At 49.1% G+C, this 11,724-nt stretch carries 10 protein-coding genes; all 10 read left to right on the top strand.

Annotated features, from left to right (window positions below):
- The first annotated feature begins 44 nt into the window (after positions 1–44).
- Positions 45–2,054: an NAD-dependent DNA ligase LigA gene (ligA, locus tag NY07_RS15130; protein ID WP_033540196.1), complete on the top strand. Its 2,010-nt coding sequence runs from the start codon at positions 45–47 to the stop codon at positions 2,052–2,054.
- Between the two features lie 113 nt (positions 2,055–2,167).
- A complete protein-coding gene (locus tag NY07_RS15125; protein WP_033540195.1) occupies positions 2,168–2,638 on the top strand; it encodes a DUF2919 domain-containing protein in 471 nt (156 codons plus the stop codon).
- Positions 2,639–3,140: 502 nt separating this feature from the next.
- Positions 3,141–4,349 carry an HD-GYP domain-containing protein gene (locus tag NY07_RS15120; RefSeq protein WP_033540194.1) on the top strand — a complete coding sequence of 403 codons (1,209 nt, stop codon included), beginning with the start codon at positions 3,141–3,143 and terminating at the stop codon, positions 4,347–4,349.
- Positions 4,350–4,397: 48 nt separating this feature from the next.
- On the top strand, positions 4,398–5,222 hold the full coding sequence (locus NY07_RS15115; RefSeq protein WP_033540193.1) for an SDR family oxidoreductase: 825 nt from the start codon (positions 4,398–4,400) through the stop codon (positions 5,220–5,222).
- 112 nt (positions 5,223–5,334) lie between these two features.
- Positions 5,335–5,964: a thiol:disulfide interchange protein DsbA/DsbL gene (locus NY07_RS15110; protein ID WP_033540192.1), complete on the top strand. Its 630-nt coding sequence runs from the start codon at positions 5,335–5,337 to the stop codon at positions 5,962–5,964.
- Positions 5,965–6,250: 286 nt separating this feature from the next.
- Positions 6,251–6,517 (top strand): DUF4212 domain-containing protein, encoded by a 267-nt coding sequence (locus NY07_RS15105; protein ID WP_011866169.1) that lies wholly within the window; start codon positions 6,251–6,253, stop codon positions 6,515–6,517.
- A gap of 11 nt (positions 6,518–6,528) precedes the next feature.
- Positions 6,529–8,247, top strand: a complete 1,719-nt coding sequence (locus NY07_RS15100; protein ID WP_033540191.1) for a sodium:solute symporter family protein — start codon at positions 6,529–6,531, stop codon at positions 8,245–8,247.
- A gap of 151 nt (positions 8,248–8,398) precedes the next feature.
- The gene (locus NY07_RS15095) at positions 8,399–9,019 is read left to right on the top strand and encodes a class I SAM-dependent methyltransferase (RefSeq protein WP_033540190.1); all 621 of its coding nucleotides are present in this window, start codon (positions 8,399–8,401) and stop codon (positions 9,017–9,019) included.
- A 128-nt stretch (positions 9,020–9,147) separates the two neighbouring features.
- Positions 9,148–10,995 (top strand): DUF294 nucleotidyltransferase-like domain-containing protein, encoded by a 1,848-nt coding sequence (locus NY07_RS15090; RefSeq protein ID WP_033540189.1) that lies wholly within the window; start codon positions 9,148–9,150, stop codon positions 10,993–10,995.
- Complete coding sequence (locus NY07_RS15085) at positions 10,996–11,676, top strand: exonuclease domain-containing protein (protein ID WP_033540188.1); 681 nt, start codon at positions 10,996–10,998, stop codon at positions 11,674–11,676.
- The last annotated feature ends 48 nt before the right edge of the window (positions 11,677–11,724 follow it).

The following is an 11,724-nucleotide window of genomic DNA, read 5'->3' as shown; positions in this document are numbered from 1 at the left end:
GAGGCCGCATCAGCGGCCTCTTTGCTTAAACCGGATAAGAAACCATGCAAGCTATACAAGACGAGATTAAACAGTTAACCGACGAGCTTAATCAGCACAACTACCGCTACTATGTCGATGATGCGCCGTCTATCCCTGACGTTGAGTACGATCGTCTCATGCGTCGCCTGCAAACTCTAGAGGCGGAGCATCCTGAGTTCGCCCTTGCCGACTCCCCAACCCAAAGGGTTGGCGGTGAGGCCTTAAGTAAATTTAATCAGGTGACTCACCTTAAACCTATGCTGAGTCTGGATAACGTCTTTAGTGAGGAGGAGTTTAGCGCCTTCTATAAGCGGATTAACGATAAGCTGCCACAGACGCCTGCATTTTGTTGTGAGCCTAAACTCGACGGCCTGGCGGTCAGTATCTTGTACCGTGATGGGGTGTTTGAACGCGCCGCAACCCGAGGTGATGGCAATGTGGGCGAGGATATTACCGAGAATGTTCGCACCATTAAATCTGTGCCGTTGAGATTAAGAGGGACAGATTTTCCGCCACTGCTTGAGGTGCGCGGTGAAGTCTTTATGCCCAAGGCCGCCTTTGAGGCGGTTAACAACAAGGCGCGCGAGCGCGGAGAGAAGTTGTTTGTGAATCCGCGCAATGCCGCGGCTGGCAGCCTGCGTCAGCTCGACAGTAAGATCACTGCCAGTCGAGCCTTAGCTTTCTATGCCTATGCCCTTGGAGTCGTAGAGCCTGAGACTTGGTCTTTGGAGACTAGCCATTATGGACAGCTGATGCAGCTCAAACTGTGGGGTTTCCCGGTCAGCGCCGAAGTGAAGGTCTGCGAAGATATCCCAAGTATGCTGGCTTACTATCAGGATATCCTGACGCGCCGCAGCGAACTCGCTTACGAGATAGATGGTGTGGTGCTTAAGGTGAATGATATCGCGCAGCAACAAAGTTTAGGTTTTGTGGCTAAAGCACCGCGTTGGGCCACCGCCTTTAAGTTCCCGGCACAGGAGGAGATCACTCTGCTTGAAGGAGTCGACTTCCAGGTGGGACGCACTGGCGCCGTGACCCCGGTGGCCCGCTTAAAACCTGTGTTTGTCGGCGGTGTCACTGTGTCGAACGCTACCTTGCATAATGCCGATGAAATCGCCCGCCTTGGGGTGATGATAGGGGATAGTGTGATCATTCGCCGCGCCGGTGACGTGATCCCGCAAATTGTGGCTGTGATCGCTGAAAAGCGCCCGAGTGACGCCCAGGATATTCAGTTTCCGTCTCAGTGCCCTGTGTGCGGCAGTGATGTGGAGCGCATCGAAGGGGAGGCCGTGGCTCGTTGCAGCGGTGGTCTCTACTGTGAGGCACAGCGTAAAGAAGCAATCAAACATTTTGCCTCGCGTAAGGCGTTAGATATCGATGGCATGGGCGATAAGGTGGTTGAGCAGTTGATCGATAAGGAGCTGGTGGCTAGCCCGGCTGATCTGTTTAAACTCACGGCTTCGGCGATCACCATGCTAGATCGTATGGGCATGAAATCGGCTACCAATTTAGTCAATGCGCTGGAAGCGGCCAAAAGTACCACTTTTGCGCGTTTTCTCTATTCCTTGGGGATACGAGAGGTGGGTGAGGCGACCGCGGCAAACTTAGCCAACTATTTTAAAACCTTGGAAAAACTGAAGGAGGCCGATGCGGAAACTTTCATGAAGGTGGACGATGTCGGTGTAATTGTTGCTCAGCATCTGGTGCACTTTTTCGAGCAACCCCATAATCTAGAGGTGATTGACAGATTAATCGAGGCCGGCGTGCATTGGCCTGCCATTGAGGAAGTCGCCGAAGAGTCGCTGTCACTTAAGGGCCAGACCTGGGTATTAACCGGAACGCTAACCCAACTCAATCGCAACGATGCCAAAGCTAAGTTGCAGGCACTAGGTGCCAAGGTGGCTGGCAGTGTGTCTAAGAATACCGATTGTTTGGTGGCTGGTGAGGCGGCGGGATCTAAGTTAACTAAGGCGCAGGAGCTGGGCGTTAAGGTGATCGATGAAGCCGAGCTGTTAACTATCTTGGGCGAGTAAGCCCTCACTGAAAACGCCATCTTTTGATGGCGTTTTTTTCACTAATTATTCCTTTGCTGTTGAAATTGGCGGCTTCATCGCCATATAGAGATAAACAGACGAGGGAGATAGAGTTGAATTTTGGGCATATAAACTGGTTAGACGACAACGGACACTTTAAGCCACCACTGATGTTGTATCTGATGCTGGCCTTTATTGCGCGGGGCTGGTGTGTGTTTATCGCCTCCCTCACTCAAGCCAGTGATCGCGCTGGACTCGTGGCACTTATCTATCCGCAAAAGTCTGATTTTTTGATGGCCCTGACAGCGGGGGCTGGTGCGCTACTGCTCTATGGATTGGTCATCGCCGAACGTAAGCGCTCGCCTAGCTGGTTAAGGCCTGCCTTTAACCAGCTAAAGCCTCTATTGTTGTTACTTTTGTTTGTAGACGGTGGATTACTCATGCAGCGTCTTATTCATAATCACTTTCTCTATAGCTGGAGTTTTGGCCTAGACGCGTTGTTTCTCTTCTGGAGCCTACTCTATATTGCTAAGTCGAAACACCTTAAATACTACCTGCAAGACTGGCGAAACCAGGTGGATTAACGGTAAACCGTTGAAAAAAAGGCGCTGCAAATTGCAGCGCCAAACATATCTTATCGAAAGAAAATCCAGTCTCCAAGATACAGGAATGTTACAAAATACCTTATAAATCAAGATGAAAAAAAACAAATCCACAAGATTTATATTAAGGACAATTGACAGCAACACTCTTTAAAGAGACATAATCCGGGGTTGCTACGTATCTCTAAAGAACGAGATCATACTAACATCATTTGAATATTGTATACAATAATAGCTAGTCTTTTTATCTTATTTTTTGTGTATATCTTATAACCAAGGGCTCGTTATGCAGTGACTGGCCCAAGTGTCAATTTGTGCGTAAGTGGTCAATTTAATGACAGATTGTACAAATTGAGTTGCTATTGACTATAGTTATGTTATTAAAGTTAGGCTGCTTTTCATGTTCTTAGGGGATCTTTCCGTACCTGATGTCGGATGAAGGTGCCCTGGGTGATGTGGGTCAAATACAACGGAGTTGCTGCGAGTGGCTAGAGCTGAGCCCATACAATTACCCCTTTCAAAATTACAAACAGGTATCACTGTTAAATTACCCTTGTCTTGGAAAAACCATCCTTTCCTGTTTAATCGCATCAAGATCGAGGAAGAGGCCCAGATTGAGTTGATTAAAAGTCTGGGGGTGCCCTATGTGATCTTGTTGTCGGGTGAGGAGCTGCTGGAAGAGAGTGAAACGGACGCCGATGAGCAGCGACCAGTCGCAGAAGAGGTGATAGATCCTATTCTTGAAGCCAAACGCAATGTGCGTAAATCGATGCGTTTAAGCCAGAAGCGCTTTATTGATTGTGTGAATGAGTGTCGCTCCACCTTTGGCAAGATCGCTAGCGATCCCGAAGGTGCCTATCGAGAGGCCGCCGCCTTAGTCGAAGACTTGCTCGATCATATGCTGGAATTTAAAGAAGTTAATCTGGCGCTGGTCAGTGCTGGCGAAAGCGATAACAGCGTGACTCAACATGGCATCTCTGTGGCGGTGCTGGCATTGATGATTGCCAGGGCCATGGACCTGCCTAAGTCTGATATGCGTGATATTGCGCTGGGTTGTCTGTTCCATGATATCGGCAAGCTAAAGGTGCCTGAGTCTATTCGGCGTAAAAGGACGCCATTAACGACGTCTGAAGCCAATTTCCTTAAGATGCACCCCAACTTTGGCTATGAGATGCTCAACAAGACGGGTCTTTTTAATAAAACCGTCTTGAATATTGTTTTGCATCATCATGAGTTTATCGACGGTTCAGGTTTTCCTGAAGGCTTGACCGAGAAGAAGATCCCTATCACCACTCAGTTAGTAAGCTTGGCAAACGACTATGATGGTCAGCTGTGGGCCGATGATAGTCGCTCGCCGCAGGTCGCCTTGGGTTATCTGTTCAAAAACCACGCCGGTAAACATTCAGAAACCTTGATTGCCGTTTTGGTTAAACTGTTGGGGATCTATCCTCCCGGTACCTTAGTACGCTTAAGTGATGGCGATGTGGGTAAGGTGATGGTGACCACCCAATCAGTCAAACAGCCTCAAGTTTGGGCCTGTCATCCAGACGGCAGCGAACCTGGCCTGCGTTTTTTAAGCCAGGAGGAGGTGTTTGTCGAGAACGTTCTTAAGCGCGAAGAACTCAGCGAAGGAGCGCTTAGGGTGCTGCAAGCAGACAGTGGCATTAGTTTTTATTTTGCTGGCACCCCATAGTCAGATTGCGTTATTTTATACTCCTGGTTTCAACGTAAAGAATTCAAGATGATAGCATCTGTTGCCGTAGTCGGCTGTGGCTGGTTTGGATTGCCTTTAGCCAAGGCGCTAGTTAAACATGGGTACAAGGTTTCGGGTTCAAAACGCAGTGAACAAGATGCCGAGGCCCTTAACAATGAAGGGATCGCCGGGTTTGCCCTGGATCTCGACTGTGATGAGCGTTCCTTGGTAAGCCAAGAAGCCATTGCTTCAGGTTTAGCGACCGATGCCATAGTGATTAATGTCCCTCCAGGGCTACGCCGGGGAGATGACGCCTATCTTACCCGGCTTGCACGCCTCAAGGCCCTGATGGGCAAATACACTTATCAACGTATTATCTTTATCAGTACCACAGGGGTATATGCGCCAGGTTCCGTCTGTACAGAGCATGATGCAGCGGCCTTTAACGCTGTCAGTGAAACCTTGTTGGCGGCTGAAGGAATGTTCAGCGGTGACAACAGCACTGTCCTGCGCTTTGCCGGGCTTATCGGTCCTAAACGACATCCAGGGCGCTTTTTAGCGGGGCGCCAAAATGTATCTGGTGGCAACCTTGCCGTTAATCTTGTTCATTTGGATGATTGCGTCGGCGCCGTGTTGGCGCTGCTTGAGCATAGTGGGTCGCTGTCGCCTGCATATAACTTGTCTGCGAGCAAACATCCCACCAAGGCCGAGTTTTATACGCTGGCGGCCACTCAATTGGGATTAGAGAGTCCGAGTTTTGTCGATGCAATGCAAAGCGATGACAAGATTGTCGATGGTGGTCTTATTACTAGGGAACTAAACTACCTGTATCGTCATGATGATCCGCTAAAGATGCTAGCCCATTGTGATTAAGGCAGGCGTTTAGATTTCGCTGAGTGTCATTGTGTGATTGGACTTAGGTTTTAAATTAATGGCCTTGGTACGCCAAGGAAGAGACGTTTTTTGATAATAAGAAGAGTTGGTTATGAAAAAAGTCGTTAAGCTATTTCGTCATTTGAGTCTCATGTTGCTGACGTTTGCAACCTTGCAGGTTAGTGCCGCTCAATATGTGGAAGGGGTCGATTATGTGAAGGTTGCCGGGATCCCTGAGGTCAATCAACCTATAGTGCGTGAGTTCTTCTCCTATAATTGCCCTCATTGTTATCGTCAGGATGGCCTGATCACCTCAGCGGTGGCTAAATTGAATGCGCAGCTGGATAACCAAGTTGTCTTTGAGCGCACACCGGTGGCTGGTGGGCGTGCGAGTTGGCAATTGAGTCAAAAAGCCTATTATCTGGCGAAGAAGTTTCATGTCACCGAGCAGGCTCACGGCAATCTGTTTAAGCGGATCCATGAGGGAGACGGTGCCTTCAGGCGTCAGGAGGAGTTGATTCAGTTCTTTGTGGCTCAAGGGTTACCTAAGGCTGATATCGATAATGCGCTGGCCTCTGTCGATAACAAGCTTGCCATAGCTGACTATGATACCCAGGCGCAACTGTCGGGCATTCGTGGTGTCCCCTCATTATTGGTAAACGGCAAATATCTGGTGACCAATAAGCAGCGCTCACCAGAAGAGTTGGCCGAGCTACTGGCGTATCTGGCGACCCTTCAATAGGGTATTAGTCCTGATTGCCATGTTGAATGTTGTCTCCTGAAGCCGCCTCTGAGCGGCTTTTTTGTACAATTCGTTAACATTTTTCTTCGACCTTAGTCTAGTTTGTAAGCCTATGAAAAACATGGGTTTACGCGTGCGTCAACTTTAATGTTTTTGTTTTTAAAGGAAAAAACCTCGCTGAGACTTAAAGTTTACGCTGGCGTTAGACCAAAGTCGCGATTGTCCTAAGCCCTGTGCTTGCTAGATTAATTGATGACTTAATAATAATCAGCACAGGGGAGTCGCAATGGCTTTTGAAAATAACGAAAAGGCAGAAGGTTACTGGCGTGAAAATTTACGTCTAGTACTTGGACTGCTAGCAATTTGGGCTGCAGTGTCATTTGGCTGCGGTATTTTATTGGTTGATGTACTCAATGAGATCCATTTCATGGGCTTCAAACTGGGCTTCTGGTTTGCTCAGCAAGGGGCGATGTATGTATTCGTTGCACTGATTTTTGTCTACGTGGCGAAAGCCAATGCGTTGGACAAAAAATATAATGTTCATGAAGACTAAGGAGCAATGAGATGGATGTTCAAACTTTAACCTATTTGATAGTGGGCTTCACTTTTGCCCTCTACATCGGTATTGCGATCTGGTCTCGTGCCGGTTCAACTAAAGAATTTTATGTTGCCGGCGGTGGTGTACCTCCTGTTATGAATGGTATGGCGACGGCTGCGGACTGGATGTCGGCGGCGTCCTTTATTTCGTTGGCGGGTATTGTGTCGTTTGTTGGTTATGACGGTTCAGTGTACCTGATGGGCTGGACAGGTGGCTATGTGCTGTTGGCCCTCTGTATGGCACCTTACCTACGTAAATTTGGTAAGTTCACTGTGCCTGATTTTATTGGTGATCGTTACTATTCTCAGGCGGCGCGTACCGTAGCGGTTATCTGTGCCATCTTTATCTGTTTCACCTATATTGCTGGTCAGATGCGCGGCGTCGGCGTGGTCTTCTCTCGCTTCTTGGAAGTGGAAGTGGATACCGGTGTATACATAGGTATGGCCGTGGTTTTCTTCTACGCTGTGTTAGGTGGTATGAAAGGTATTACCTACACCCAGGTGGCCCAATACTGCGTACTGATCTTCGCTTTCATGGTACCGGCTATCTTCATCTCTGTGATGATGACAGGTCACATTCTGCCTCAGTTAGGTTTTGGCGCCGAATTGGTGGATGCCGCGGGCAACGGCACGGGTGTCTACTTGCTTGAAAAGCTCGATGGCTTATCGGCTCAGCTCGGTTTCTCTCAGTACACTGAGGGGTCTAAGGGAATGATAGATGTCTTCTTTATTACCGGTGCGTTGATGTTTGGTACAGCGGGTCTGCCACACGTCATTGTACGTTTCTTCACTGTACCTAAGGTGAAAGATGCACGCGTATCAGCCGGTTGGGCATTGGTGTTCATCGCTATTATGTATACTACGATTCCTGCGCTGTCTGCTTTCTCTCGCGTTAACATGATTGAGACTATCAATGGTCCTGAATCAACGGGTGTTGCTTATGAAACCGCACCAGACTGGATCAAAAACTGGGAAAAGACAGGTCTGATTAAGTGGGATGATAAGAATGCCGATGGCAAGATCTACTATGCCAATGGCGAGACCAATGAGATGAAGATTGACCGTGACATCATGGTACTGGCTACCCCAGAAATCGCTAACCTTCCTGCCTGGGTTATCGCTTTGGTCGCAGCTGGTGGTTTGGCGGCGGCACTATCAACCTCTGCGGGTCTGCTACTGGTGATCTCAACCTCGGTTTCACACGACTTGTTGAAGAAGAACTTCATGCCGGATATTTCCGATAAACAGGAATTGCTCTATGCCCGTGTAGCTGCGGCTCTGGGTATCGTGATGGCGGGTTACTTTGGTATCAATCCTCCTGGCTTTGTGGCCGCGGTAGTGGCGATAGCCTTCGGTTTAGCTGCATCATCGCTCTTCCCGGCTATCATCATGGGTATCTTCTCTCGTACCATGAATAAAGAGGGTGCCATTGCTGGTATGGTGATTGGTCTGCTGTTCTCGGCGAGCTACATTATCTACTTCAAGTTTGTGAACCCTGGCGATAACAACGCAGCAAACTGGTTGTTTGGTATCTCTCCTGAAGGCATAGGTATGCTGGGTATGATAGTGAACTTTGCTGTGGCCTTTATCGTGAGTAAAGTCACTGCTGCAGTACCGCAGAATGTGGTGGATATGGTTGAATCGATTCGTTTCCCTAAGGGATCCGGTGAGGCTCACGACCACTAGTTGCCCATCTGAATGATTTGGGGGAGCGCAATGCGCTCCCTTTTTTTATTTCATATCTTATTGATTTAATAGCTGCTTATCTGGCAGTCTCAGAGATTCGGCAAAAAAGATTAGCCGCAAAGATTTGTAGTCAATATTTAAAGGGGGAGACGTGAGCCATTATCAATTATCCGTAGTGACCTTTAATAAGCTGGCTCACCAGTATCAGGATAAGTATATGCAGATGCCGCTTTACGAACCCACCTATGAGCGGTTGAGTGAGATGCTGGGGGCGCGAGATAAAGTGCTTGAGATTGCCTGTGGTCCAGGGAACATTGCTCGCTATCTGTTAGCGCGTCGTCCAAAGCTTGACTATTTGGGAACCGACCTGGCGCCGCAGATGGTCAGCCTGGCAAGGGAGAATAATCCTACGGCTCAGTTTGAGGTGATGGATTGTCTGGCGATCGATAAGTTAACCCAGATGTTTGACGCCATAGTGTGCGGATTTTGCTTGCCTTACCTTAATCAGCAGGAGGCAAAAGCCTTAATTGAATCGATGGCTAGCAGACTCAAGCAAGGTGGCCTTCTCTATTTGAGTACCATGGAGGGAGACTATAGCGCTTCTAATCTGCAAACTTCCAGCAGTGGCGATCAGGCGTTCATCTACTATCACGGCGGCGAGTGGCTCATTGAGCAGCTAAACTTTGCTGGATTCGAATTAGTCAGCTGCCATCGTCAGGACTACCCCGAGCGAGGTGATGTGGATCTTTTTATCATGGCTCGGCGCCGTTAAGCCATTCGCTGGCCTTTAGTCGAATAGCAAGAGCCTGTTTGTTAAGGCTATAGTGAATAAAACGGCGATAGCCTAAAGAGGTTGGCGGGCGAAAGGCCGACGTTAACTGTGATTGCTAGAGAGGGAATATGGATCAGAGTGAACTGCAACCTATCACCCAGTTTCTGGGGCAGCTGACGCCGTTTGACAGTTTGTCTGCCGATACCTTAGAACGCTGCTGTCGTGCGCTGAGAGTGGGGTATTACAGCCGCTCCTCTGTCTATGTGCCCCTCGATGAGGAGCATCCTCAACTTTATATCGTGCGCAGTGGTGCCTTCGAGGTGCGCGGCGAAGACGGTGATCTTATTGACCGCCTCGGCGACGGCGACTTCTTCGGTTTTCCTTCGCTGCTCTCGGGCGAGACGGTGAGTAACCGTGTACAAATTCTCGAAGATGGTCTGGTGTATCACTTAGATCCCGAAACCTTTAATCAGCTCAGAAGCGAGAGTCGCGAGTTTGATCGTTTCTTTAACCGTGCGTTCGCCAAGCGTTTGCGTCATCAGGGACGCTTTAAGGCCAAGGAGCTGGGCTCAACGAACAGAGTGAGCAGTTTGATGTCTAAGCAGCCGCTGTGCTTGGATATCAATGCCAGTGTCAGCGATGCTGCCCGCCTAATGCGAGACAATCGGGTCTCCTCTGTATTGATCATCGATAACCAAAAGCTCGCGGGGATTTTGACCGACCGAGATCTACGCAATCGGGTGTTGGCGGAATCGTTAGATGGCAGTTTGCCTGTGCATCAGGCGATGACAGTGTCGCCAACTACCTTGAGTGCCAATGCTTTGGTGTTCGAGGCCATGCTATTGATGAGTCAGCACAATATTCACCATCTTCCCATTATGGACGAGGGACAGGCCGTCGGGGTGATCACCAGCACAGATATACTCAGAGGGCAGAGCTCCCAACCCTTGTTATTGATCGGTGAGATAGAACGTCAGCACGATCTCGAGAGTCTGATACATGTTTCCAAACAGATCCCTTTGCTACTGCAAAACCTCATTAGTGCCGATGCCAGAGCCGAGGAGATAGGCCGGGTACTGACCTCAGTTACCGACGCCTTGACGCGCCGCCTTATCGTGCTCAATCAGCAGATCTTAGGCCAGGCACCCATGCCATTTTGCTGGTTGGCATTTGGCTCTCAAGGACGCCAGGATCAGGCCGCTTGCTCGGATCAAGACAATGGTCTGTTGCTGGCTCACGAAATGGATGAACATGCCCAGGGGTATTTTGATGCCCTGACCAAGGCGGTTTGTGCTGGGCTTGATCGCTGCGGCTATGTCTACTGCCCTGGGGATATCATGGCGCAAAACCCAGAGTGGCGGCTCACCTTGACTCAGTGGCAGCAAAAGTTTGCTAACTGGGTAGAGCGTCCAGAGCCCAAGGCTTTGATGCATGCCAGCATCTTCTTTGACATGCGCTGCGTCTATGGTCCATCTAGCCTGTTTGACGGCTTGCAATCTAAGGTGCTGGCGTCCACCAAGGATAACGATATCTTTTTGGCAGGCATGACAACTAATGCTTTGCAGGTCTCGCCACCACTGGGTTTCTTTAAGAAGTTTGTCTTGGAGCGTGATGGACAAGAGGTGAAGGGGATCGATCTGAAGCACAAGGGCAGTGCGCTTATCAACGACATTGCCAGAGTATATGCTCTGTCAGCAGGGATCAGTGAGGTGAACACCGCCAAGCGCATTCGGTTATTAATGGAGCAAAATATCATTAATCGCAAAGATGCCCTCAATCTTGCCGATGCGCATGAGTTTATTGCTCATATGCGCCTGTCTAATCAGGGGTATCAATATACCCATAATCAGCCGCTGACCAATTATCTGATGCCCCAGCAGCTTTCCTCCTTGGTGCGTCACCAGCTGCGTGATGCATTCAAGGTGGTGCATGACGCTCAGTCGGGACTAAAGCTTAAATTTACTCGGAGCTTTTAGGTGTTTGCAGGGCTTAAAATAAAATCTCAGCTTTGCTGGCGAGCCTTGTTGGCCAAAGATGCCACGCTGAAGGCGTATCAACAGGCGCTGCTCGATACCCTGGATAAGCCGCTCAATGAGGCCGAGTTGTTGGCTATCGATCTTGAGATGACGGGCTTAAATGCACATTTTGATCAGATCTTAAGTATTGGCCTGGTGCCTATACGTCAGGGGCAACTGGTGCTTAAGGAGGCTCAGCATAAGCTGGTGCAGATTGAGGGCAGTGTCGGTCAAAGTGCAACCATACATGGCATCTTAGATAATCATTTAGATGCAGCATTATCGCCAGAGCAAGCCATGGCCTGGTTTTTAGCTGAAACTAAGGGCAAGGTGTTGGTGGCTCACCATGCACCGTTAGATCTCGCCTTTTTACAAACCGGTATACAGGCTTATCTAGGTGAGAAGACTCAGCTGCTTGCAATAGATACCCTGTTGCTGGAAAAAAAGCGTCTGCTGAGACAGCATGAGCACCTGCAAGAAGGCAGTTTGCGTTTAGGTAAAAGCCGTGCTCGCTATGGATTGCCTGTGTATGCGGCCCACAATGCGCTTATTGATGCCTTAGCCTGCGGCGAGCTGCTCTTGGCGCAAATAGCAGCCATGGGGGGCATGGACAGCGTTAAACTCACCGAGCTACTTGGCTAAGTGTTAGTGACTTAAGATTATACTTGGTTACATTTTGTCCCTTTATCT

The organism is Shewanella sp. ECSMB14101, from assembly GCF_000773485.1.
Classification (GTDB): domain Bacteria; phylum Pseudomonadota; class Gammaproteobacteria; order Enterobacterales; family Shewanellaceae; genus Shewanella; species Shewanella marisflavi.
Note: the sequence above shows the minus strand (reverse complement) of the source record. Positions and strands in the feature narration are given on the sequence as shown.

What these genes read in the sequence shown, in the direction of transcription:
- ligA (WP_033540196.1), top strand. Translation starts at nt 45, where the DNA reads ATGCAAGCTATACAAGACGAGATTAAACAGTTAACCGACGAGCTTAAT.
- NY07_RS15115 (WP_033540193.1), top strand. Translation starts at nt 4,398, where the DNA reads ATGATAGCATCTGTTGCCGTAGTCGGCTGTGGCTGGTTTGGATTGCCT.
- NY07_RS15110 (WP_033540192.1), top strand. Translation starts at nt 5,335, where the DNA reads ATGAAAAAAGTCGTTAAGCTATTTCGTCATTTGAGTCTCATGTTGCTG.
- NY07_RS15105 (WP_011866169.1), top strand. Translation starts at nt 6,251, where the DNA reads ATGGCTTTTGAAAATAACGAAAAGGCAGAAGGTTACTGGCGTGAAAAT.
- NY07_RS15100 (WP_033540191.1), top strand. Translation starts at nt 6,529, where the DNA reads ATGGATGTTCAAACTTTAACCTATTTGATAGTGGGCTTCACTTTTGCC.
- NY07_RS15090 (WP_033540189.1), top strand. Translation starts at nt 9,148, where the DNA reads ATGGATCAGAGTGAACTGCAACCTATCACCCAGTTTCTGGGGCAGCTG.